The organism is Streptomyces sp. NPDC006552 (assembly GCF_040611655.1).
Classification (GTDB): Bacteria; Actinomycetota; Actinomycetes; order Streptomycetales; family Streptomycetaceae; genus Streptomyces.
The window spans coordinates 100,529-122,797 of record NZ_JBEXOS010000016.1 but is presented as its reverse complement, the minus strand read 5'-3'; the positions used below and the strand labels follow the sequence as shown (position 1 = coordinate 122,797).

21 protein-coding genes and 1 riboswitch are annotated in these 22,269 nt (G+C 73.1%); of the genes, 9 read left to right on the top strand and 12 right to left on the bottom strand.

All coding sequences use genetic code 11. The annotated features are described in order from the left end of the window. Window positions 1–160: 160 nt before the first annotated feature. Window positions 161–1,744 carry an amidase family protein gene (locus tag ABZY33_RS13050; RefSeq protein ID WP_356491599.1) on the top strand — a complete coding sequence of 528 codons (1,584 nt, stop codon included), beginning with the start codon at window positions 161–163 and terminating at the stop codon, window positions 1,742–1,744. Between the two features lie 82 nt (window positions 1,745–1,826). Here ABZY33_RS13050 and ABZY33_RS13045 read toward each other — a convergent pair whose 3' ends face one another. The 7 genes from ABZY33_RS13045 to ABZY33_RS13015 form a co-directional block, all read right to left on the bottom strand. Further along, window positions 1,827–2,090, bottom strand: coding sequence for a hypothetical protein (locus tag ABZY33_RS13045; RefSeq protein WP_356491598.1), 264 nt, complete (start codon window positions 2,088–2,090; stop codon window positions 1,827–1,829). Between the two features lie 118 nt (window positions 2,091–2,208). Next, entirely contained in the window at window positions 2,209–2,826 is a 618-nt protein-coding gene (locus tag ABZY33_RS13040; protein WP_356491597.1) for an SUKH-4 family immunity protein, read from the bottom strand. A 135-nt stretch (window positions 2,827–2,961) separates the two neighbouring features. Then, window positions 2,962–4,656 carry a nucleic acid/nucleotide deaminase domain-containing protein gene (locus ABZY33_RS13035; protein WP_356491596.1) on the bottom strand — a complete coding sequence of 565 codons (1,695 nt, stop codon included), beginning with the start codon at window positions 4,654–4,656 and terminating at the stop codon, window positions 2,962–2,964. 165 nt (window positions 4,657–4,821) lie between these two features. Beyond that, on the bottom strand, window positions 4,822–6,501 hold the full coding sequence (locus tag ABZY33_RS13030; protein ID WP_356491595.1) for a hypothetical protein: 1,680 nt from the start codon (window positions 6,499–6,501) through the stop codon (window positions 4,822–4,824). Between the two features lie 37 nt (window positions 6,502–6,538). Continuing rightward, entirely contained in the window at window positions 6,539–7,408 is an 870-nt protein-coding gene (locus ABZY33_RS13025; protein WP_356491594.1) for a nucleic acid/nucleotide deaminase domain-containing protein, read from the bottom strand. A gap of 117 nt (window positions 7,409–7,525) precedes the next feature. Further along, entirely contained in the window at window positions 7,526–8,425 is a 900-nt protein-coding gene (locus ABZY33_RS13020; RefSeq protein WP_356491593.1) for a hypothetical protein, read from the bottom strand. Continuing rightward, window positions 8,422–9,432, bottom strand: coding sequence for an SPFH domain-containing protein (locus ABZY33_RS13015; RefSeq protein ID WP_356491592.1), 1,011 nt, complete (start codon window positions 9,430–9,432; stop codon window positions 8,422–8,424). Before ABZY33_RS13015 ends, ABZY33_RS13020 begins: the two co-directional genes overlap by 4 nt. Window positions 9,433–9,574: 142 nt before the next feature. Beyond that, a riboswitch (cobalamin riboswitch) is annotated at window positions 9,575–9,652 on the top strand. A gap of 170 nt (window positions 9,653–9,822) precedes the next feature. Between ABZY33_RS13015 and ABZY33_RS13010 the strand changes: the two genes are divergently transcribed. From ABZY33_RS13010 to ABZY33_RS13000, 3 genes are read left to right on the top strand one after another with little or no spacing between them, the layout of a single operon-like run. Continuing rightward, window positions 9,823–10,851, top strand: a complete 1,029-nt coding sequence (locus ABZY33_RS13010; protein WP_356491606.1) for an iron ABC transporter permease — start codon at window positions 9,823–9,825, stop codon at window positions 10,849–10,851. Between the two features lie 48 nt (window positions 10,852–10,899). Continuing rightward, window positions 10,900–11,661, top strand: coding sequence for an ABC transporter ATP-binding protein (locus ABZY33_RS13005; RefSeq protein ID WP_356491591.1), 762 nt, complete (start codon window positions 10,900–10,902; stop codon window positions 11,659–11,661). A 23-nt stretch (window positions 11,662–11,684) separates the two neighbouring features. Next, window positions 11,685–12,692, top strand: coding sequence for an ABC transporter substrate-binding protein (locus ABZY33_RS13000; RefSeq protein ID WP_356491590.1), 1,008 nt, complete (start codon window positions 11,685–11,687; stop codon window positions 12,690–12,692). A 51-nt stretch (window positions 12,693–12,743) separates the two neighbouring features. Here the strand turns inward: ABZY33_RS13000 and ABZY33_RS12995 are convergent, their stop codons facing one another. Beyond that, the gene (locus ABZY33_RS12995) at window positions 12,744–13,052 is read right to left on the bottom strand and encodes a hypothetical protein (RefSeq protein ID WP_356491589.1); all 309 of its coding nucleotides are present in this window, start codon (window positions 13,050–13,052) and stop codon (window positions 12,744–12,746) included. 137 nt (window positions 13,053–13,189) lie between these two features. After that, a complete protein-coding gene (locus ABZY33_RS12990) occupies window positions 13,190–13,720 on the bottom strand; it encodes a MarR family winged helix-turn-helix transcriptional regulator (protein ID WP_356491588.1) in 531 nt (176 codons plus the stop codon). A gap of 238 nt (window positions 13,721–13,958) precedes the next feature. Between ABZY33_RS12990 and ABZY33_RS12985 the strand changes: the two genes are divergently transcribed. Then, entirely contained in the window at window positions 13,959–15,461 is a 1,503-nt protein-coding gene (locus tag ABZY33_RS12985) for an MFS transporter (protein WP_356491587.1), read from the top strand. 423 nt (window positions 15,462–15,884) lie between these two features. Then, the gene (locus tag ABZY33_RS12980) at window positions 15,885–16,349 is read left to right on the top strand and encodes a hypothetical protein (protein WP_356491586.1); all 465 of its coding nucleotides are present in this window, start codon (window positions 15,885–15,887) and stop codon (window positions 16,347–16,349) included. 62 nt (window positions 16,350–16,411) lie between these two features. Here the strand turns inward: ABZY33_RS12980 and ABZY33_RS12975 are convergent, their stop codons facing one another. Together ABZY33_RS12975 and ABZY33_RS12970 are read right to left on the bottom strand one after the other, a co-directional pair. Beyond that, the gene (locus tag ABZY33_RS12975) at window positions 16,412–17,254 is read right to left on the bottom strand and encodes a PLP-dependent aminotransferase family protein (RefSeq protein ID WP_356491585.1); all 843 of its coding nucleotides are present in this window, start codon (window positions 17,252–17,254) and stop codon (window positions 16,412–16,414) included. Between the two features lie 263 nt (window positions 17,255–17,517). Then, on the bottom strand, window positions 17,518–18,384 hold the full coding sequence (locus ABZY33_RS12970; protein WP_356491584.1) for an AraC family transcriptional regulator: 867 nt from the start codon (window positions 18,382–18,384) through the stop codon (window positions 17,518–17,520). A 290-nt stretch (window positions 18,385–18,674) separates the two neighbouring features. Between ABZY33_RS12970 and ABZY33_RS12965 the strand changes: the two genes are divergently transcribed. After that, a complete protein-coding gene (locus ABZY33_RS12965; RefSeq protein ID WP_356491583.1) occupies window positions 18,675–19,703 on the top strand; it encodes a beta-propeller fold lactonase family protein in 1,029 nt (342 codons plus the stop codon). Between the two features lie 46 nt (window positions 19,704–19,749). Here the strand turns inward: ABZY33_RS12965 and ABZY33_RS12960 are convergent, their stop codons facing one another. Beyond that, window positions 19,750–20,451, bottom strand: a complete 702-nt coding sequence (locus ABZY33_RS12960) for a PepSY domain-containing protein (RefSeq protein WP_356491582.1) — start codon at window positions 20,449–20,451, stop codon at window positions 19,750–19,752. 138 nt (window positions 20,452–20,589) lie between these two features. Between ABZY33_RS12960 and ABZY33_RS12955 the strand changes: the two genes are divergently transcribed. Together ABZY33_RS12955 and ABZY33_RS12950 are read left to right on the top strand one after the other, a co-directional pair. Continuing rightward, on the top strand, window positions 20,590–21,210 hold the full coding sequence (locus ABZY33_RS12955) for a histidine phosphatase family protein (protein ID WP_356491581.1): 621 nt from the start codon (window positions 20,590–20,592) through the stop codon (window positions 21,208–21,210). Window positions 21,211–21,341: 131 nt separating this feature from the next. Beyond that, entirely contained in the window at window positions 21,342–22,235 is an 894-nt protein-coding gene (locus tag ABZY33_RS12950) for a TIGR03620 family F420-dependent LLM class oxidoreductase (RefSeq protein ID WP_356491580.1), read from the top strand. The last annotated feature ends 34 nt before the right edge of the window (window positions 22,236–22,269 follow it).

The window sequence follows — 22,269 nt, the reverse complement described above, 5'->3', positions numbered from 1 at the left end:
CGAGGAGCAGGTGGCGACGAGGTCGCCGAGGCCCGCGAGTCCGGAGAAGGTCAGCGGGTCGGTGCCCGCCCGGGGCCACCGCCCAACTGTGGCCGACGGGCCTCGCTGCGCGCCCCGGCACCCTTGTGCCGTACGCCGTCCGTGTAGTCCGCTGGGCCGCATGGGGAAGAGGAGCAAGGCCGCACTGACCGCCACCCTTGTCGCGGGGTCCCTTCTGACGGGCGTACCGCAGGCCGGGGCGGACGCCGCCGCGCGGAGCGGCGACGGTGCGCCACCGCCGACCGGGAGCGCGCTCCTGTCCGGGATCGACCTGGACACGGTGACGATCCCGCAGTTGCAGGCCCGCATGGCGAAGGGCTCGCTGACCGCCTCGGCGCTGACCCGGGTCTATCTGCGCCGGATCGAGGCCATCGACCCGAAGCTCCACGCGGTCCTGCGCACCAGCCCGACGGCCCTGCGGCAGGCGGCGGCCAGCGACGCACGGCACCGGCGCGGCAGCACCCTCGGGCCCCTGGACGGCATCCCCGTCCTGCTCAAGGACAACGTGAACACCCGGGACATGGCGACGACCGCCGGCTCCCTCGCCCTCGCCGGGGCCCCGCCCGCCACCGACGCCGCCCTGGTGACCCGGCTGCGTGCGGCGGGCGCGGTGATCCTCGGCAAGACCAACCTGTCCGAGTGGGCCAACTTCCGCGCCGCGAAGCCCACGTCGGGCTGGTCGGCGGTGGGCGGGCAGACCGCCAACCCCTACGTCCTGGACCGCAATCCGTGCGGCTCCTCCGCCGGGTCGGCCGCCGCGCTCGCCGCGTCCCTGGCCCAGGTGGCGATCGGCACCGAGACGGACGGCTCCATCGTGTGCCCGGCCGGTATGAACGGCGTCGTCGGACACAAGCCGAGCCTCGGCCTGGTCAGCCAGGAGGGTGTGGTGCCGATCTCCGCCGAACAGGACACGGCCGGGCCCATGGCACGCAACGTGACCGACACGGCGCTCACCCTCTCGGTGCTGCGCGGGGACGGGCGCTCGCGCGGACCGGCTCCTGCCGCCACCGGCCTGCGCGGGAAGCGGATCGGTCTGTGGCGGCTGCCCTCGCTCGGCGCCGCCGTGGACGCGGCGATGACGCGTACGGCGGACAAGCTGCGCCGGGCCGGAGCCACCGTCGTCGAGGTGACGCCCCCGTACCAGGAACGCCTCGCCGAACTCGAATTCCCGGCGCTGCTCAGCGAGTTCCACCAGGACATCGACGCCTACCTCAGGACACGCCGAGGCCCCCGGAACCTGGCCGAGTTGATCGCGTTCAACCGGTCCCACCCCGAGGAACAGAGCTGTTTCGCCGGGCAGGAGCTGTTCGAGCAGGCCCTCGCCGCGCCCGCGACCACCGACCCCGGATACCGGGCCGTGCGCGCCGAACTGGCGGACCTGTCCCGCCGGTCACTCGACGAGATCCTGGCCGCCCGCGGCCTGGACGCCATCGCCGCGCCCACGAACCCACCCGCCTGGACCACGGACTGCGCCCGCGGCGACAACGACGTCATCCCGTCCTCCACGCCGGCGGCCGTAGCCGGGTATCCGTCCCTCTCGGTGCCCGCCGCCACCGTCGACGGACTCCCGGTCGGCCTGCTCCTGATGGCGGGCGACCACCAGGACACCGCCCTGCTCTCCCTGGGGGCCGCGGTGGAACACCGGCTGACGGCCTGGCGCGCCCCGCACTACCTGCCGACGAGCGGCCCCGGCGCCCAGCGGTGAGAACGGCCTGAGCGGCCGCCACCCCGGCCACCACTGCTGGTGGCCGGGGCGAGCAGCCGCTCATGTACCGCAGGGCGCTCGGTCAGTGGTCGTGACCGAAGTCGTGGTCGAAGTGGCGGTCGAAGCGGAAGGCAGCGTCCTTGCTGAAGCCGCCGGCCACCGCGCCGCTGTTCGTGACGCCGAGCGGGCCGCCCACGTTCGAGTCGTGCCGGCCGGCCAGCCAGCCCTCGCTGTGGTACCTGCCCTCACCGCTGACGTCGGGGCCGTCGAAGGCCGCGGCAGGGCCGGCCGCCAGGAATCCGGCGACGGTGGCCACGGCGAGGGCGGTTGCGATGCGATGCTTCACTGTTCTCTCCTTCTGTGGAAAAGCGGCGATCTCTTTCACAAAAGGACTCCGGACGCGCGGCTGCATCTTCTCGTGGTCCACATGGCCTACGTACGGCTCGCCGGGGCCACGGTCGGCCTCATCCGTAGAGGGAACGGGCCCCCGGGCTGTCGCCCTTGAAGCGCTGCCCCGCGGCGATCTCCTCGCCCACCACCGTCCAGGCGGTCTCGTCGTCCTGGAAGGGCAGCGGGTCGACGGAGCCGGTCTCCCGGCCGATCCGCTCGACCTCGGCCTCCAGCCGCTCGAAGTCGGCCTCCTCGCCGTCCTCGCCGCCGCTGAAGGTGAACTCCTCCAGCAGGCGCTGGAACCGGACGGTGACCTGGACGAGGGAGGAGACGTCCGTGTGCAGGACCATCGCCGTCTCCTCGTCGGGGTCGAAGGCGTGCACCGCGCCGGAGGCGGGGTCGAGCGCGAGGTGGGCGTTGAGCAGCCAGCCGATGACGGGCCAGCCGCCCGCGTCCTGCGGGGCGTCCTCGAACTCCTCCACGTCGACGACGTCCTGCACGAGCGGCAGCCGGCCGGTCTCCTCGTCGGGGGTCCGCAGCGCGAGCGTCCCGGTGGGGGCACCGACGGTCCCCAGCAGCCGGGCGCCCTCGGACTGCGCGGCGGACGGCGGGAAGGCGGTGGCGGGCAGGGTCGCGAGCCGGTCCTCGCCGAAGATCTCGACGAGTTCGCTGCGGGTGACGTCGAATAGCACTGCCGGAACTCCGAACTCGGCGGCGGCATGGGCGCCGTGGGACTTTTTTACGGGGGGAAAGCGGTCACGGGAGGAGCGGCGCGGATCGATCCGCTTCTGGCGGCCGCAAGGGCACTGCGCCGCTCATCTGCCCTCTTATGGAGTGAACTTGTTGTCCGAGGGCGAGAGGTCCATCACTGTATCAGTGCGTCCGCCGGCGTGGCCGTTCTGGTCCCATTGGTCGTGCAGCCACTTGACGTAGGCGCGGTGCTCCCGGTCTTTCTTGTACTTGCTGAGGTCTTGGCCGTCCGGGCCCTTTTCGTGCTGGTCGTATTTCTGGCTGTGGGTGACCTGGAGATCGTCGCGGAATTCCCGGGCGAGGTACTTGTCGCACTTGGGGTTCTTCTGGCAGGGCTCGCGTTCCGTATACAGCTCGCCGACATTTCCTTCGTGTCCCTTTTTGATCAAAGGGTGGCCGATGGAACGTTCGGAGTGTGCCTCGCCGCTGGCGCCGACCAGGATGAAACGGTTCCCCTTGCCGTCGTCGTGGAGCGCCGACGCGTAGTTGCCGCCGGGGACATAGGAGTCGCGGCGTTCGCTGCGGTTGGCGTAGCGGCCGAGCTGGGTGGCGCGGGCCAGTTCGGTGGAGCCGGGGGCGACCTTCGTGGAGCTGACCGTGCCGCTCTTGCCGCGCTTGTTCTTGCGCTGCTTCTCCGTGTTGTTCCACGGGTACCAGGCTTTGTCGCCGAGTATGTCGTTCACGCCGGAGGAGTCGTTGTGGGCGACGGGAGTGGTGGTCCCGTTCGGGTGCAGCTGGCGGATCGTACCGTCGTCGCTCAGCAGGTACATGGGGGTGCCGTCGTCGCGCTTGGGCTTCTTGACGTCGACCCGGTCGACCTCGTCGCGGACGTCGTGGTCCTTGCGCTTCTGGTGCCGCGAGGCCGCCTTCACCCGGTCGGGGATGGTGTCGGTGACGTGGTCGGCGGCCTTCTTGGAGGCCTTCTCCATCACGTCGAAGGCGCCCTCCAGGATGCCGTCGAAGGACGCGGTCAGGGCGTCCTTGCCCTTGGTCCTGCCGAAGGAGCTCTTGGACTTGCTGAGGTGGATCCCGGACTGGCTGCTCATGTCGCTGCCGTGGCGGGAGACCTTGCCGGCGCCGTCCTCGAACTCGATGTGGTCGATCACCGTCCTCTTGCCCGCGCCGCCGCTGCCGGAGCCCTCGCCGTCGCTGTCACCCGCGGACGCCAGGTGCATGCCGCCCGGCTTGTCGCCCGGGTTGAAGGCGCCCTCGGCGAGGTCGAGGGTCAAGTCGGTGACCAGTTCCTGGAGTTTGCCGGTGACGGGCTCGGTGACCTTCGCGATGAGCGCGTCGACGATCTGCTCGACGGCCTCGTCGATGAGCCGCTTCACGATGGTGCGCATCAGCGCGATCTCACCGGCGGCGGCGGCCGCGGAGAGCCCCAGGGTGAAGGGGGCCGCGGCGAGTTCGGCGACGATGGTGCCGGCCAGGATGCCGAGTTCGACGCCCGCCTTCACCTTCAGGCCGCGGATGATCTGGCCGACGCCGTCACAGGCGTCCGCGAAGAGCCGGGCCACCTCGGGGATCTTCTCCAGGTGGTGGGTCTTCACGTAGGACCAGTGCTTCTGCATGGACTCCACGGCCCAGCCCTCGGAGGAGCCGAGGATGCGGGTCACCGCCTTGTCGGCGTCGCCGCCGCGGCCCTCGAACTGCTCGGCGAAGTCCCGCATGGACGTCGCCATCTCGAAATAGTCGTCCTCGTCGACGTTGGGCCAGCTGACCCCGATGAGATCGAGCGCCTCATCGATGATGCTCGGCAGTACCAGACCCATGCCCGTGCGCTCCGCTTCCCGTCGCCGACTGCCCCTCCTGACCCGGCAGGCGGAACAGGTTGTCAGGTGCACCAGAGTAGACCGGTCGTGGGCCGCTGCCCCGAACCGGGCCCGGTATCGCTGTGCGCGTACCGGAGTTGACCGGGCGTCACCGCCCGGCCGCGGTCACCGCGCCCGCAACCGTACGAGCGCCTCGTCCGTCCCCACCATCAGGTCGCCGTCCGCCGTGAAGGCGAGGGCGTGGGCCTGGCTGCCGGGGTGGAAGGTGCGCAGCCGGTCGTCGTCGAGGGTCCGGTGTTCGACCAGCCCGTCGGCCCAGGCGATCGCGAGAACGAGGCCGGCCCCGGTCGCCGCCACCGCCACCGCGGTCACGGCGCAGGCGCGGGTGGCCACCGGCTCGGGCAACGGGTCGGTGTGGGGCGCCCACACGCGTACGGTGCCGTCGGCGCCGCCGGTGTAGAGCAGGACGAGGGTGTCACCCTGCGCGGAGACGGGCAGGGCGGTCGCGGCGACGGCGGTGACGCGCCCGCGGTGCAGCGGGGCGGTCCGCGGCGCGGCGCCGGGGGCGAGCACGTGCACCGTTCCGGCGGCGTCCCCGAGGACGACGCCGTCCCCGGCAGCGGTCAGCGCGGTGATCGTGTCCTCCTGGCGCCGGGTGTACTCCTGCACGGAGTCGCGCAGTTGCTCGTGCGCCGAGGGGCCGTCGTCGAGGAGCGCGGCGATCCCCGTCGCCCGGGCGGACTCGGCGGCCCGCTGGGTGTGCAGCAGACCGTGCTGGTCGAGGACGCTGACGGTGCCGTCGCCGTGCTCGGCGAGGGCGCGGGCGCCGTGCGCCGCGTGCGGGAGGCGTCCGGTGGCGCCGGCGCTCTCCGCGTCGAGGACCCGGACGGTGCCCTGGTGGTCGGCGACGACGAGCTGCCCGTCCAGGGGGCCGGTGCCGGCCGCGAGCGCCCGGACGGGACCGGGCCAGGGCGGGGTGACGTCGCCGCGCACCCGGTTGCGGACGACGGTCCAGGAGGCGTCGCGGGCGGCGGCGGCGAGGGCGGCGGGCAGCCGCGGGTCCGCGGCGTCACCGAGGGCGGCGAGGAGGACCGCGGCCCGCTCGGCGGGCGGCTGTTCCCGGGTGAGGGAGGGGCCGGCCCGCAGCCAGGCGGCACGCAGTCCGCCGTGGCTCTCAGCGGAGCGCTCGTACGCCGTGGTGACGCTCCAGGGGTCGGCGGCGCAGACCGCCGCGGGGTCGTCCAGGTCGACCGGCCGCTCCGGTTCCGGTCCGGGCTCGGCGGGCTCGCCGGGGTGGGCGGCGTCCCAGGACTCGCGGCTCGCCGCGTCGGTCCACCGGGGCTCGTCCAGGTCCATGCGGGCGCAGGGCGCGGCGCTGAGCGTGCGTTCCCACTGCGTACCGGCGCGGACCTCGACCAGGACCCGGACGTGGTCCAACGCGGCCAGGTCGAGGGCGAGTTCGGCGAGCGGGCCGGGCTGTTCCGCGGCGTGCAGGTCGGGCAGCGCGATGACGGTGCGGCGCCGGTCGGCGGTGAGCGCGGCCAGCAGGTCGCCCGGGCTGCGGGCGGCGATGGACAGCTGTTCGCCGAGCATCCAGGCGGCGGTGGTCGGGGTCTGGCCGGGCAGGGGGACGAAGCCGTGGATGCGGCGCTCGCCGACGGTGCCGGGCCGGGTGCCGTGGGCGACCAGCCAGGCGAGCAGCCGCGACTTGCCGCTGCCCGCGGCGCCGGTGACCACGGCGAGGCCGGGGGCGCGCGGGTCGCCGAGCCAGGCGAGCAGACCGGCCGCGGCGGGCTCGCGGCCGGCGGCGGGCCGGGACCAGTGCGGGGCGGAGCCGGCGGTCATGCGGCCGCCTCCGGCCCGGCGCCCGGCCGTCGGCCCGTCACGGCCGGTCCTGCTGCGCGGCGTGGGTGATGAGTTCCCTGAGGCCGTCCTCGCGGGACTCGGCGGTGTCGCCGTAGTCGAAGCTGTGCGTGAACTCGGCGTGCGGCAGCACGGCTTGGAGCCAGGCGGCGCAGTAGTGGCCCGGCATCATGCACGGCTGGAGCTCGCAGTAGACGCGGTGGACCTGTTCGGGCTCCACCCCGGTGGCGGAGAGCTGCTGCCACAGCTGCTCCTCGGGGTGCATGCGGCCGGGGCCGGCCTGGGCGGTGACGATCTGCTTCGCGCCCGTCCTGTCGACGTATTCGAAGGCCGACGAGAAGGGGAAGTTGAGGCTGTGCCGGATGTCGTCGAGCACCCGCGGCCACCAGTTCTCCCGGTCGGCGACGGCCTCGGGGTCGATCTGCCGCAGCTCCTGGACGAGTCCGGAGAACGCCTCGGCGGCGGCGTGCAGTCCGTCGGAGGCGGCGATCTCGGGGAGGGCGCGGTCCAGGGCGGCGGCGCAGTGGGTGAAGGCGGCGATGTCCGAGTTCACGAAGAGGCCGGGTTCGTCGCGGCCGAGGAAGAGGGCGTACACGGAGCCGTCGGTGCGCACGCACAGGTGCGCCAGCCGGTCGGTGCCGAGGCGCACCCACTCCGCCCGGTCCCCCTGGAGGGCGACGCCGCGGTGGCCGGTGTACATGCCGAGGGTGGGTCCGTCGGTGTCGTCCGCCGCGATGAAGTACGGGCCGACGTGCAGCGGCACCCCGACCTGGGCGAGGTGGGCGCGGGCCGAGGCCGGCACGGTCCCGTACGCGGCGGGCACGCTGATGCGGCGCAGCCCCTGGGGGCCGAACTGGGCGACGGCGGGGTCCGAGGGGGACTCGGGCATCACAGACCTCTCGTGGTGACGGACTTACCGGCCCCACCCTATGCGCAGGCCCGACGGGTCCCGGAGGCCCCTGACGGGTCCGGGACGAGGCGGTGGCGCGGGCCGCCCGCCGGGCGGTCAGCCGATGAGCCGCAACTTGGTGGCGCACAGTCCGAGGCGGATGGTCTGGCCCCAGGTCAGCTCGATCGCGTCGCTCTCCATGCCGTCCCCGAAGGCGACGAGCCGCTCGGACTCCACGGTCACCGACAGCCGTGCCCCGGCCGTGAGTTCACCGGCGTTCAGCCGTGTCCCGGTGACGGGCGAGGGCCACGCCTCCCGTACGAACCAGGCGAGCCGGTCGTCCGTCGGTCCCGGCAGCCCGGCCGGTGCGGCCCGCTCCTGCCACACCGACCGCAGCCAGCCGGTCGCGCCCGTCCCCGTGCCGATCAGCACACCGGAGGAGGCCTGGGCCTCGACGGTACCCCTGTCACCGTCGAGGCCCAGGCGGTAGCGGGCGGTGCGGTGGCCGGCCGCACCGACGTAGATCTCGTTCAGCGCGACCAGCCGCTGGGTGTCGTCCGTGACGGCCTCGACCATGGTCAGTTCGTGCACGCCGGTCGCCGGAGAGAATGCCGCGGGCAGCAGGCGAGCCGCGGCGTCGGGGCGGTGGCGCACCAGGACGCCGGGGTTGCGGCCGGGGTCGGTGTCGATCCCGAGCACCGGCTGGGCCCCGACGTACTGGGCGACGTTGGCCACGAGCCCGTCCTGTCCGACGACCACGACGGCGTCCTCGGGGCCGAACGGGAACCGGTCGAGGTCCGCCCGTTCCACCTGGGCGCGCCGCCAGTTCAGCGGCACCGCCGCCGCCACCTCGGCGAGCGCCCGCCGCGCCCGGTGGTGGCGCTCGGCCACGTCGTCGATGGACCGGCCGCGCGAGGAGAGGAAGAAGGCCGCCTGCCCGTGGGTGCCGTGCCGGGCCACCAACTCCTCGTACTCCGTGGTGCGGTGGACCAGGACGGCGCGCGGTGCGAGGCTCACGCGTCCGGCTCCTGGTGCGCGCCGAGCCGCGCGAGCAGCCCGGTCAGCACGTCCGGGGAGACGGTGACGCTGTCGATGCGGGGCAGGTTCTCGGCGAGGCGGGTGCCGGTCAGGGCGTGCAGGGTCGCCAGGTCGGCCTCGCCGTGCACCCGCAGCCAGGACGCCTGCGCCTGGGCGCGGGCCTCGCCCGCCTCGCGGGCGGCTTCGGCCTGCGCCCGGGCGAGCCGGACGGCCCGGTCCGCCTCGGCCCCGACCCGGACGGCGTCGGCGGCCGCCTTCTCCTCGGCCTCGCGCCGGCTGTTGGCGCCGCGCTGTTCGACCAACTGCTCCTCGCGCCGGGCCAGTTCGATCTGGCTGGCCAGTTCGTTCTCGGCGATGGCACGCTCGCGTTCCACGGCGACCGCGCGGCGCTCGTAGGTGGCGCGGTCGGCCTCCTGCTGGATGAGTTCGCGGGCCGGGGTGCGCAGCGCCCGCTCCACCTCGGGTTCGGGGCGCAGTGCCATGACGCGGACGGCGACGATCTCGATGCCGGTGGCGGGCAGCCGCGGCTCCCCGCCCAGGCCCTGGGTGACGCGCTCACGCACGGCGGGGACGCCGTCGGTGAGGGCCGCGGCGAGCGGGGTGCGGGCGAGCACGTCGAGGGCGTGCTGCTGGGCGCTCTCGGTCAGGAGCGTGGCGAGCTGCTCCAGCGGGGCGCCGCGCCACACACCGGTGTCGGGGTCGACGGAGAAGTCGAGCCGTTCGGCGGCGACGGCGGGATCGGCGACCCGGTAGGTGACCGTGGCCTGCACGGCCACGTCCTGGAAGTCGGCGGTACGGGCGTGGAAGGTCATCGCCAGTTCCCGGTCGTCCACCGGGACTTCCGACAGGGCGGCGGTCAGCGGCCGGAACCAGAAACTCAGTCCCGTCCCGTCATGGGCGAGCTGCCCCGAACGGTGGTGCCGTACGTGGGACGTGGGCGCGGCCCGCAGATGGCGCCAGCCGAAGCGCCTGGTGATGTCGGCCATGGGATTCCCCCGATCGCAATGATTTGAGTCAATGAGACCTTAAATAGACGGACCTCTTGTCGTCAAGGGGACGACAAGAGAGGCCGGCCGGTGCGGTCCGGTGGCCGCGCGTGGGCTTGCTACGCTGCGCATGCCTCCCGTGGGGGAAGCCGGTGCGAATCCGGCGCTGTCCCGCAACGGTGTACGCGGCTCGTCAAGGGCCGCGTGAGTCCGATCACCCACGGCAGGCGTGCCACCCGTCGACCGCTCGCCGTGGACTGCGAGCAGGGACCCCGGAGCCTGCGGGCCCTCCTGGCGCCCTGCACGCGCCGCCGGCGGCACCAGCCCGCAGGACGTGCGCCCGCCGTGACCGCCACTCCCACCGCCCCCTCGCCCGTCGCGCGTGGCCGCATACCCACCGGCCCGCTGGCGGCCGGGCTCGTTCTCGTCCTGCTCGGCTCCCTCGTCTGCGGGGTGGGCCTCGGGGCGACCGGGATGAGCTGGGACGACGTACTGCGGTTCCTGTGGGCGGGGTTGAGCGCAGGACCGCTCGCCGCCGACGACGCGGCGGGCTACACCATCGTGTGGGAGATCCGCTTCCCCCGGGTCGTCCTCGCGGCCGTGGTCGGCGCGGGGCTGGCCGCGGTCGGCGTCGCGGTGCAGGCGCTCGTGCGCAACGCCCTGGCCGACCCCTTCGTCCTCGGCATCTCCTCGGGCGCGGCCGTCGGCGCCAACGCGGTCATCCTCTTCGGCGCCCTCGCCGGACTCGGCGTCTGGGCACTCTCCTTCTCCGCCTTCCTCTCCGCCCTCCTCGCGACCCTCGTCGTCTACGCGGTCGCCCGCTCCCCGCTCGGCCTCAGCCCGCTCCGGCTCGTCCTGACCGGCACGGCGCTCGCCTACGGCTTCCAGGCCGTCACCACCGTCATGGTCTTCGGCGCCGAACGCGGAGAGGCGGCGCGCGCCGCGATGATGTGGCTGCTCGGCAGCCTGGGCGGGGCGACCTGGCCGAAGGTGCCGGCGGCGGCCGCGACGGTGGCGGCGGGCTGGGTCTGGCTGCGGCTGCGGGCGGGCTCACTCGACGCGCTCTCGATGGGCGACGAGACGGCGTCCGCGCTGGGGGTCCCGCCGGACCGGCTGCGCCGGGAGCTGTTCGTGGTGACGGCGGCCGTGACGGGCACGGTCGTCGCGGTCAGCGGGGCGATCGGATTCGTCGGGCTGATGGTCCCTCACCTCGTCCGCATGCTGGTCGGCGCCTCGCATGCGCGGGTGCTGGCCGTCGCGCCGCTCGCCGGCGCGGTCCTGCTCGTCTGGGCCGATCTGCTGTCGCGGGTGCTGCTCGCCCCGACGGAGCTTCCCGTGGGCGTGGTCACGGCCGCCCTCGGCGTGCCCATGTTCCTGCTGCTCATGCGGCGCGGCGGCCACGCGCTGACCGGCCGCTGACCACACCCGCTCGCATCCGTGCCGAAGTGACGATCTGGAGGAAAAGACGTGCGGCTTGACGTCGAAGGTGTTTCCGTCGAGGTGGCGGGCGCGCGACTCGTCGACGAGGTCACCCTCGACGCGCCCGCCGGGACCTTCGTGGGGCTCGTCGGACCCAACGGCAGCGGGAAGTCGACCCTGCTGCGGTGCGTCTACCGGGCGCGGCGGCCCGACGCGGGGTGCGTCAGGGTCGAGGACGAGGACGTCCACGGCATGGCGCCACGGGCCGCGGCGCGGGTGCTCGCCGCGCTGCCGCAGGAGACAGCGGCGGAGTTCGACTTCACCGCGGCCGAGGTCGTCGCGATGAGCCGCCTGCCGCACCGCGACCGCGACGCCGCCCGCGACCGGCACATCTGTCGGGGCGCGATGGAGCGGGCCGGCGTCGCCCACCTGGCCGCCCGCGGCTTCCGGTCCCTGTCCGGCGGTGAGAAGCAGCGGGTGCTCATCGCCCGCGCGCTCGCCCAGGAGCCCCGGGTCCTTGTCCTGGACGAGCCCACCAACCACCTCGACATCGCCCACCAGCTCGACGTGTTGCGCCGGGTCCGCGCCGGCGGCCCGACCGTGCTCGCCGCGCTCCACGACCTCAACCTCGCCGCCGCCCACTGCGACCGCCTCCACGTGCTGCACCACGGCCGGGTCGTCGCCTCGGGCCCCCCGGACGAGGTCCTCTCCCCGCAGCTCCTCGCCCAGGTCTTCGCCGTCCGCGCACACCGGGTGCGCCACCCCGCGACCGGTGCCACGCAGTTCCTCTTCACTCCCCTGCACCCCTGACGCCCGCTTCCGAAAGGCTTGTTGTGCGCACCCTCCTGTCCTCCGCCTCGCTCGGCCTCGCCGCCGCCCTCACCCTGACCGGCTGCGGCGCCCAGGTCGCCTCCGACGACAAGGCCGCGCGCCCCCGGGCGGTGACCGTCTCCAACTGCGGCGAGAAGGTCACCTTCGACACCCCTCCCCGGCGGGTCGTCACCAACGACGTCGGCATCACCGAGCTGATGTTCGCGCTCGGCCTGGAGGACCGGATGGCGGGGTACGTCATGCCCGCCGACAAGGGTTCCCTCGCCGGTCTGCCGTACCGGGACGCGTACGCCAAGGTGAAGTGGCTCTCCAAGGACCGCGTCACCAAGGAGATCGCCCTCGCCGCCCACGCCGACCTCGTCTTCGCCGGCTGGAACTACGGGTTCAACGAGAACGCGCTCACCCCCGGCGACCTCCACAAGGCGGGCATCGGCACATATCTGCTCACCGAGTCCTGCCGCAACGCCCGCACCGGCACCTCGCGCGGCATCATGCCGCCGCTCGACGCGCTCTACACGGACCTGGCGAACCTCGGCCGGATCTTCGGCGTCGAGGGCCGGGCCCGGAAACTGGTCGCGCAGTACCGGGCAAGGGTCGCCGCCGTCCGCGCGAAGGCTCCGGAAGAGGCGCAGAAGCCCTCGGTCTTCCTCTACGACAGCGGCCAGGACCAGCCCTTCACCGCGGGCCGCTACGCCGCGCCGGAGCAGATCATCAGCGAGGCCGGGGGCGTCAACCTCCTGCACGACCTCAAGGACTCGTGGACCACGGTCGGCTGGGAGACGGTCGTCGAACGGAACCCGGACGTCATCGTCGTCAACGACTACGGTTCGACGAGCGCGGCACAGAAGAAGAAGTTCCTGCTCTCCTACCCGCCGCTGCGCGACGTCTCCGCGGTCAAGCACCGGCGGATCTTCACGCTGGACTACGCCGACCTCGTGGAGAGCCCGCGCAACCCCGCGGCGATCGAACGCCTCGGCGCCTACTTGCGCGAAGGCGCCGGCCGGTCCTGACGGACCCGGGGGGGCCGGAGCGCGTCCGCCCCCCCGCCGCCGGACCGGCGCCTACTGCACCGCCCCGTCCGGGATGCACACGTATCCGGCGCCCCAGGCGTTGCGTTCGACATGGCTGGGTTCGGCGGAGCGCAGGCAGAAGATCCAGGCCTCACGGTAGGAGGGGTCGGTCAGGATCAGCTCCCGTTCGTCCTCGTCGACGCGGTGCAGGCTGTCGTACGCCTCGTTCGACAGGAGGACCGTGCCAGGAGCGGCCGGCCCGGGGCCGGCGGCGAGGGCAGGGGCGGACCAGGCGACGGACGCGGCCAGGGCCAGGACGACGGCGCCGGTGGCGGTGGCCGTAGTGGTGCGGATTCGCATGGGGATCTCCCGGATCAGGTGGCTCCGAGGACTTCGGAGACGACAGGTCATCGCCTGCTCAACACCGGGACGCCGGGCTTGGTCACGGGCGCGTCCTGCCGCCCTGTCGGCCAGGTGACGGCTGCCTGCCCGCAGCGTCAGTTCCGCGGGGGCGTCAGTGACGGCGCATCGCCCGGGCAGGCGGCCGCGTCCTGCTCCGGCAGGACCGCCCGTACGGGGCCTCTCTCATGGGCGTCGTACAGCGTGCGCAGCGCCTCGGTCAGCTGGGCCGCCGTCTGCGCGTCGAGCGGTGCGAGGAACGCCGCCTCGGCCTCGATGCGTGCCACGTCGGCCTCGCGCAGGCAGGTGGCGCCGGTCTCGGTGAGCGTCACCACGTTCCGGCGGCGGTCGCGGGCGCTGCGGCGGCGCTCGACGAGGCCCTTGCCCTGCAAGGCGTCGATCACCGCGACCATCGTCGTGCGGTCCAGGCCGATCGCGGTCGCCAGTTCGTTCTGCGACCGCTCGGCGCCGTCCGCCGCGATCACGGAGAGCACTCCCAGCTCCTTGGGGTGCACGTCGTACGGGGCCAGCGCCTCGCCCAGCATGCCCGACAGGCGCAGGTACGCGTGTTTCACCAGGAACCCGAGCCGATGGGTGAGCAGGTCGGCCGGCCCGACTTCGTCCGTCATGCCTGATAGCGTATCCTCTACCTGATAATCAGTACTACTGACGATTCAATCCGGCCCGGTTCGCCCGGGTCCGCGGCCACCCGCCGGGGCACCCACGCCCCGGCCCCCCTCCGCCTCGAGCACCGCGCTCGCGGGCCCGCCGGCGGACCACCTGCCTCCGGTTCGGGGCCCGTACCGCGCAGCGCAGCGCACAGCAACACTTTCGGCACACTCTCGGCAAGGAAGCGACGTCCTCGACATGAGCGACTCCATATCCACCGGCGCCACGCGGACGGCGCCGGCCTCCCACTCCTCCCCCGCGGCGGAGGCACCCGACCCCCGGCGCTGGTGGGGTCTGGTCATCATCGCCCTGGCCCAGCTCATGGTGGTGCTCGACGCGACCATCGTGAACATCGCGCTGCCGTCCGCCCAGACCGACCTGGGCATGTCGGACGGCAACCGCCAGTGGGTCATCACCGCCTACACGCTGGCCTTCGGCGGCCTGCTGCTGCTCGGCGGCCGCGTCGCGGACATCGTCGGCCGCAAGCGCACCTTCATGATCGGCCTGGTCGGCTTCGCGCTGGCGTCCGCGGTGGGCGGCGCCGCGACCGGCTCCGGCATGCTCTTCACGGCCCGCGCGGCGCAGGGCGTCTTCGGCGCGCTCCTCGCGCCCTCCGCGCTGTCGCTGATGACGACGACGTTCACCGACCCGCGCGAGCGCGGCAAGGCGTTCGGCATCTACGGTGCGCTGGCCGGCGCGGGCGGCGCTGTCGGTCTGCTGCTCGGCGGCGTGCTCACCTCGTACCTGAACTGGCGCTGGTGCCTGTACGTGAACATCCCGATCGCGATCGTCGCGGTCATCGGCGCCAAGATCCTGCTGCACGACCGTCCGGGCCACAAGGACGTCCGGCTCGACGTGCCCGGCGTGATCCTGGGCTGCGGCGGCCTGGTCGCCATCGTGTACGGCTTCTCCGAGGCCGAGCCGCGCGGCTGGAGTGACTCGCTCGTCATCTCGCTGCTGGTGGGCGGCGTCGTCGCGCTGGTGGCGTTCGTCCTGTGGCAGGGCCGCGCGAAGTCGCCGCTGCTGCCGCTGCGCATCCTGCGTGACCGCAACCGGGCCGGCTGCTTCCTCACGATGGGCCTCGCCACGATCGGCATGTTCGGCCTGTTCCTGTTCATGACGTACTACCTCCAGGGCATCCTGGGGTACTCCCCCGTCAAGACGGGCCTGGCGTTCCTGCCGATGTCGGTCGCGATCATCGTCGGCTCGACGCAGATCTCCGCCCGGCTGCTGCCCCGCGTCCAGGCCCGCGCCCTGATGGTGCCGGGCATGCTGCTCGCCGCGTGCGGTCTGCTGATCCTGACCCAGCTCGACGTGGACTCGGCGTACGCGACGCACGTCCTGCCGGCCGAGCTGGTCATGGGCCTCGGCATGGGGCTGACGTTCATGCCGGTCTTCTCCACGGCCACGCAGGGCGTGCGCCCGCAGGACGCCGGTGTCACGTCGGCCATGGTCAACACCTCGCAGCAGGTGGGTGGTTCGCTGGGCACGGCCCTGCTGAACACCATCGCGACCTCGGCCACGTCGACGTACATCGCGAGCCATCTCGGCGACCCGTCGAAGAAGGCACAGGTCGTCGCCTCGGGCGTGGTCCACGGCTACACCCACGCGATCGGCTACGCGGTCATCGCCATGCTCCTCGCCGGCTGCGCCGCGGCCCTCCTGGTCAACGCCGAGCCGACCCGGCACGCCGCACACTGAATCGCCGCGGACCGGCCGCACGCCGTCCCGGCCCGCCACCACAGAAGCAGGGCCCGCAGGACCGAACGGTCCTGCGGGCCCTGCCCGTTCGCGGCGTACGCCACGCCGGCCGGTGCGCGCGCCGGACCCCGCCGAAAGTCGGTGCATCCGAACGCGGGCCCGGGCCGGAAGAGTGAGACGAGACGACAGGCCCGGACCCCGCGTGCTGTCTCCTTCACTGTCGGTGGCGGCGGACGCCTGCACGCTCCGTCGCCACCGGCTTCTCCGCGGCCACGCCTACGTCCTCCCACACTGTCGCGGTTGCGGATCCTGGTGGGGCTCACGTCCCTCGGCCGGCGGCTCGACTGGTCGACGACCGCGCCTGCTGCGCCTGGCCGGCAAGATCGGCAGCGGTGCACGGGCCGGTACTGGTAGTACTCGGTCGTGGCAGGAGACGTGTGGACCCCAGTGATTTCGATGGTCGGTGTGGCTGTAGGAGGTGCGCTGACGTATCTGACCCAGCGCACGACGCAGCGGGCAGCCGACCGAGCTGACGACCGGAGGAGGGCCGCGGCGCGGGCGGAGGAGCGCCGTGCTGAGCAGATCAGGACCGTGCTCGAGTTCATCCGGTGCGCGCTGGAGGCTGAGGGAGTGGCGCATGCGAGGCCGCCCCGATGGGAGGTCGGTGACGACTGGTACGTGACGGCGAGGCCGGCGATGGACGGTCTGCGGATAGCCGAGAAGAGCATCGAGTTGCTGTGTGCTCCCGGCCTTCACGCACCGACGACCGCCTACGCTCGCGCCCTTAATCAAGCGGTCTGGCAGGAGCGCGGCGAGGGGTACCCGGCCGAGCGCCTGGAGCCGTTCAAGGCGGAGTTTCTCGCCGTGGCACGCCGCAGTCTGACCTGACACCGTCAGTCACCGCCACGCGTTGACCGGCGCCACGACCGGCGCCGGTGATCGTCCGGCTCTCAGGCGAGGGGCGCGGGGACGTGGGTCCCCGTAGTTCCTCGGCGGAGGGCTTGTTCGGCGTCGGCCAGTGCGCGGACCGCCGTCGTGAGCCGCTCCGAGGGGAGCGTGTACGGCAGCCGGATGTGACGTGCGAACGCGCCGCCGATCCCGAAACGTGGCCCGGCCGCGATCGTCACCCCGAAGTCCGGTGCAATGGCGGCCAGTCGGGAGCTGATGGCGTCGGGGAAGGCCGCCCAGAGCGTCAACCCGCCTTCCGGGCACGTGAAGTGCACGTCCGGGAGGTAGGCGGTGAGCGCCCGTCGCAGGGCATCGCGCTGCTCGCGCAGCCGCCCGAGCGTGTCGGTCCGCCGGGTCCGACGATCATTCAGGAGCACCGCCGTGGCGAGCTGTTCGACGACCGGGGTGCCGAGATCGGTGGTGGGACGGGCCCTTGCCACCCGTTCCAGGACGGCGGGCGCCGCCCGGATCCAGCCGGTCCGCAGGCCGCCCCAGATGCTCTTGGAGACGGAGCCGACGCTGATGGCCGCCGGCAGGTGCGCGGCAAGGGGTTCCGGGCTCGGCGCGTCCAGCGCCAGGTCCGTCATGGTCTCGTCGACGACGGTGACGCACGGCAGGGCGAGCCGTTCGCGCACGCTCGACGGCATGCACATTCCGGTCGGGTTGTGGAAGTCGGGGATCAGGTAGGCGAGTTGTGCGGTACGCCCCGCCGCCCGCAGCTGCTCGGCGTCCCAGCCCGACGGCGTCAAGGCGACCGGCAGCAGTCGGGCGCGCGCCTGCGTGAAGGTTGTGATCGCGTGCGGGTAGGTGGGATGGTCGATGAGGACCTTGTCGCGCGGCGACACGAGGGTGCGGGTCAGGAGCGCCAGCGCGTGCTGGGCGCCGTTCCGCTCATCGGCTGGTTCCTCCCTCTGGTGGCGGTCCGCCTGCCCACGCCGACCGAGGCGGGACAGGAGCAGGCAGGGCCCTGATGTGTAGGCGGTGCGGCGCGGGGCACCCGGACAGAACACAGACCCGTGCAACGCCCCCCGTCCATGGGTCTGTCAGTGGCCCGGGCGGGCGGTTCCCCGGTCGGTGGTCCAGTGGCCGCCCGCCCCGCCACACTTCCTCAGCTCTCTGCCCGCTCCACCGGAAGCCACAGCTCCGCGTCCGCCTCGGTCCCGTCCGCGGACATGCGGGTCCGCAGGAGCTCGGGGCCGGGACGGCTGCGGTAGGGATTGGACGGGAACCACTGCGTGAACACGTCCCGCCACAACTCCTGGACGGCCCGCGGCGCGGGCCCCGAGGTCGTGAAGACCGCCCAGGCCCCGGCCGGGACCCGCAACGCCGTGGTGCCCTCCGGTGCGGCCGCCGACGTGATCACCGCCTGGTAGTAGTCGAGTTCGGTGCCTTCGGCGCGGCTCGGGTCCAGGTCGTCGCAGACCGCGACGGTGCCCTGCGGCTCCTGGTCCGAGAGCTTCGCCAGCTCCTCGAGAGCCGGCCGGCCGATCCCCCGGACGAAGTCGATGATCGCCTGGTTCGGCCCCGCGTGCACCAACGGCACCCGGGCCTTGTACCCCACCACCACGAACTCCGGCCTGTCCACGACGCGATAGCGCATACTGCTGCTCCCCTCGACGGTGAGACGGAAGGTCAGCCGGGGCTGTGAGACGAGCGCGGCTCCGACGCGCCGGGCCTCGCCGGGCCCCACGCCGTGCATGGCGCGGAACGCCCGGGCGAACGCCTCACCCGAGCCGTAGCCGTACCGCACCGCGATCTCCAGGAGCGGCACGTTCCCGGCCAGCACCTCGGCGCCCGCCACGGTCAGCCGCCTGCGCCGGACGTACTCCGACAGCGGCAGGCCCGCGAGCGCGGAGAACATCCGGCGCAGGTGGTACTCCGAGGTGGCCGCGGCGCGGGCCAGCTCGGCCACGTCGATCTCCTGGTGGAGGCGGCTCTCGATGTGCTCCAGGGCCTGGTTCAGACGCTCCAGCATGCCCGGTCCCCTTCCGTTCGACGATCATCACGCTAGGCGGCGGGCACCGGTCAGGACCCGACATCCTGTGCCCGATCGGGTCGGGTACGGGGACCGCGACGGCGACGGGCCGGGAGTCGGCGCAGCACATTCATATGACTCCCGCACGTATGCGTAATGGTCGAGTTGCCGCAAAAGACGCCACCGAAAGAACGAAACCGGTCGCCGACCGTGCGGAACCCGCACATCGCGCGTTCAACCAGGCACGCCCGCCCCAGGGCCTCCCCCACATCACCCGCAAAGGTGGCGCCATGCCGAAGTTCCCGAGGTCCGGCCGATTCCGTCTGACGCTCTGCTGTCTGCTCGCCGTCCTGACGTGCACCACCGCCGCGGCCGCCGCACCGCCGCCCGCGCCGCTGCGTCCGCCGGCCGCGCTCGTGCCCGCCACCGGCTTCCCCATGCGCATCGTCGCCTATGTGGCCAACAGCAGGTCAGGGACCGTCTCCGCCTTCGACGTCCGCCTCGAACGGCCCGTCTCCACCCTCGCGGTGGGCAAGGGGCCGACCGGCGTGGGCGCCGCGCCCGACGGCTCGCACGCGTACGTGGCGAACGGCCGGTCCAACTCGGTCTCGTTCATCGACACGACCAGCGGCAAGGCCGACGCCACCGTGCCGGTCGGTCCCTCGCCCTACGCGGCGTTCCCGCGCCGCGACGGACGCCAGGTGCTGGTGGCCAACTGGGGCGGCGGCACCGTCTCGGTCATCGACACCGCCACCCGCAAGGTCATCGCGACACCCCGGGCCGGCGAACTCCCGCACAGTGTCACGGCGTTGCCGGACGGCACCGCCTACATCACCGACAGCGGCAGCAGCGACGTCACCGTCCTGTCCCCGCAGAACGCGCCGGTGGCGCGGATCCCCGTCGACGCCTTCCCCAGCGGCATCGCCTCGACGGTGAAGGGGGACCGGGTCTACGTCGCCAACACGGGCGCCGGCAGCATCTCCGTCATCGACACCGCGACCCGCAAGGTGACCGCCACCTGGCCGGTCGGCAAGGCACCGCTGAGCCTGGGAGTGAGCCCCGACGGACGGCAGTTGTACGCCGCCGACTCCGGCGCCGACGCCCTGCTCATCGTGGACACCGGCACCGGCCGGGTCCTGTCCCGGGTGTCCGTGGGCAAGAAACCGCAAGGTGTCGCCGTCAGCCCGGGCGGCCGCCGCGTCTGGGTCACCAACGAGGAGTCCGACACCGTCTCGGTGATCGACCCGACGGTGGCGAAGGTGCGGGCGACCCTCCCCACCGGAGACGAGCCCGAGGGCATCGCGATCACCCCCGTCTAGCAGCGTGCGGCGGCCTCAGTACGCCTCAGTGCGTACGAGTGCCTGGTCAGTCCCGATCGGTGTGCCGCCGCAGGACCTTGCGGTCGGTCGCGTCGATGTCGTAGGTCGTCTTGTTCCAGTCGTTCGTGGTGACGATGTCGACGGACCACATCGGACCACCCTGGTCGGTGTCGTCGAGTTCGACGGACGTGACGGTTCCCTTGGTTCGGCCCGTCGCGGTGGCGGCGGCCTGCTGCGGGGTCACCGTGGCCTTGGCCAGCCGGTCGGCGAGTTCCTTCTTGTCGTCGCCGTCCTGATCCGCTTCCGTCCGCGGGCGCCCCGCCTCCCCGGTGACGGCGTCGACGCGGACGGTGCTCTCCGTGCCGTCGTCGGTCGCGACCTCGGCTTCCCAACCGGGCTTGCCGGCGGGGCCCTTGAGCTCGATCGAGACCGGCTTCGAACCACTCACGGCCCGCACCGCCGCGGTCATCGCCTTGTCGTAGCCGACCTTGGCCCGGGGGGCGAGGGCCTTGCGTTCGGCCTGGTCCTCGGTGAGCCTGCTCGCCGACGCGGAGGGCGACGCCGGTCCGGACGGCGTCGACGACGGCTGCGCGCTGTCGGACGCCGCTCCCTTCTCGGCGCCGTCGTTGTCATTGCCGCACCCCATGACCAAGGCTCCCGCGGCGGCCACGGCGCAGACGAGTCCGATACGTCGCAGGCTCGTCGGACGCCGGCGCGCGGGGACGGAGGTGTCCTGTTCTGTACTCATATCGACACGTTAAGGCGCCGACCGGACCCGGCTACGGCGCCGCGCCCGGCCAGGCCACGCACCCGACCGTTCCGCCCGCTCGCCCCTCGCCCTGTTCGGCGCGGGAACCGCGGTCTTCGCGCAGGCGTCCACACCGGCATGCATGATCGATATGTGTACCTGGCCCGTCACGGCGAGGCCACATCCGAAGAGGGCGGGCTCACCGATGCCGGGCGGCGGCAGGCCGCGTTGCTGGGGCAGCGGCTGCGCGGCGTACCGCTGACGGCTGTCCACCACGGTCCGCTGCCGCGGGCGGCACAGACGGCGCGGCTCGTCGCGGAGCAACTCGACGGGGTGCCGCTGCGCGTCAGCGAGGCGGCCGGGGACTACGTCCCGTACGTTCCGGAGCGGGACGAGCTGCCCGCGGAGGTCGCCGGCTCCGTCCTGGCCCGCCTGGCCGGGGTTTCGGCTGACGAGCGGGCGCGGGGCGCCGAGTTGGCGCGCCGCGCAGGCGCGTCGTTCACCGGACCGGTGCTCGAAGGGGACGCGCCCCGGCATGAACTGGTCGTCACCCACGCGTTCCTCGTGGCCTGGCTGGTGTGCGCCGCGCTGGACGCACCGGCGTGGCGCTGGACGGGTTTGACGGCCGGCAACGCGGCCCTGACCGTCATCCGGTATCCCCCGGGCCGGCCCGCCGGCGTCCTGGTCCACAACGACGTGAGCCACCTCCCGGACGAGCTGCGCTGGACCGGTTTCCCGGCCGCGCTCCGCACGCCCTGACGCCTCCGCGTTCTTGCGCCAGGTCCGGACCCGGTGCAGCCGGGAGTGCCCGGCTCCGGGGACCGGTTGCGGCAGGCGGGTGAAACCCGCTCCGGCGGGAATAGCGGGCGCCGCACGAGGTTGATCACACCATGACTTCCACGGCGCACGAGACATTCGGCCGGATCGGCATCTGGAGCAGTGCCCTCAGCACGGAGCGCGCGAGCGGCCCCGCGCAGAGAGACGCCGTCGCGGCGGCGCTCGCCGACCTCGACGAGCTGGGCTTCGGCACGGTCTGGCTCGGCGGGAACCCCTCCCCCGCCGACGCCGCGGCCGCGCTCGCCGCCACCCGCAGGATCACCGTGGCGACCGGCATCCTGAGCATCTGGGACCACCCGGCGCGGGCGGTCGCCGAGCAGATCGGCGCCTGGGAGGAGGACGAGCGCCGGCGGTTCGTCCTCGGCCTGGGTGTCAGCCACGGGCCGATGGTGCCGGGGTACGCGAAGCCGTACAGCGCGATGGTGGAGTACCTGGACGTGCTCGACGCCGCCGTCCCGCCCGTGTCCGGCGGACGCCGCATCCTGGCGGCGCTCGGCCCCAAGATGCTCGACCTCGCCGCGCACCGCGCCCTGGGCGCCCACCCCTATCTGGTCACCGCCGAGCACACGGCCCAGGCACGGGCGGCGCTCGGTTCCGGCGCCGTGCTCGCCCCGGAGGTGTCCGTGGTGCTGGACACGGATGCGGAGCGGGCCCGTACCACCGCGCGCGCCATGCTGGCGCTCTATCTGCAACTGCCCAACTACACCGACAACTTGCTGCGCCTCGGCTTCTCCGAGAGCGACTTCGAGGGGGGCGGCAGCGTACGGCTGCTGGGGGCCCTGTTCGCGCTGGGCGACGCGGAGCAGGTGCGGGGACGGGTGCAGGAGTACGTCGACGCCGGCGCGGACCATGTCGCCTTGCAGGTGGTCACGCCGGCCGACCAGGGCGCCGAGCTGCCGCGGGAGCAGTGGCGCGTCCTGGCGGAGACGTTCGCCGACTTCCTGTAGCCGGGCCGTGTGGTGCGGTCCCCCCTCCCGGTCG

Bases quoted from the DNA above. Each gene is read 5' to 3' on its own strand.
- ABZY33_RS13035 (WP_356491596.1), bottom strand. From the start codon at position 4,656: ATGGGTCTGGTACTGCCGAGCATCATCGATGAGGCGCTCGATCTCATC.
- ABZY33_RS13050 (WP_356491599.1), top strand. From the start codon at position 161: ATGGGGAAGAGGAGCAAGGCCGCACTGACCGCCACCCTTGTCGCGGGG.
- ABZY33_RS12960 (WP_356491582.1), bottom strand. From the start codon at position 20,451: ATGAGTACAGAACAGGACACCTCCGTCCCCGCGCGCCGGCGTCCGACG.
- ABZY33_RS12955 (WP_356491581.1), top strand. From the start codon at position 20,590: ATGCATGATCGATATGTGTACCTGGCCCGTCACGGCGAGGCCACATCC.
- ABZY33_RS12965 (WP_356491583.1), top strand. From the start codon at position 18,675: ATGCCGAAGTTCCCGAGGTCCGGCCGATTCCGTCTGACGCTCTGCTGT.
- ABZY33_RS13015 (WP_356491592.1), bottom strand. From the start codon at position 9,432: ATGGCCGACATCACCAGGCGCTTCGGCTGGCGCCATCTGCGGGCCGCG.
- ABZY33_RS13025 (WP_356491594.1), bottom strand. From the start codon at position 7,408: ATGCCCGAGTCCCCCTCGGACCCCGCCGTCGCCCAGTTCGGCCCCCAG.
- ABZY33_RS12950 (WP_356491580.1), top strand. From the start codon at position 21,342: ATGACTTCCACGGCGCACGAGACATTCGGCCGGATCGGCATCTGGAGC.
- ABZY33_RS12985 (WP_356491587.1), top strand. From the start codon at position 13,959: ATGAGCGACTCCATATCCACCGGCGCCACGCGGACGGCGCCGGCCTCC.
- ABZY33_RS13030 (WP_356491595.1), bottom strand. From the start codon at position 6,501: ATGACCGCCGGCTCCGCCCCGCACTGGTCCCGGCCCGCCGCCGGCCGC.
- ABZY33_RS12970 (WP_356491584.1), bottom strand. From the start codon at position 18,384: ATGCTGGAGCGTCTGAACCAGGCCCTGGAGCACATCGAGAGCCGCCTC.
- ABZY33_RS12995 (WP_356491589.1), bottom strand. From the start codon at position 13,052: ATGCGAATCCGCACCACTACGGCCACCGCCACCGGCGCCGTCGTCCTG.
- ABZY33_RS12990 (WP_356491588.1), bottom strand. From the start codon at position 13,720: ATGACGGACGAAGTCGGGCCGGCCGACCTGCTCACCCATCGGCTCGGG.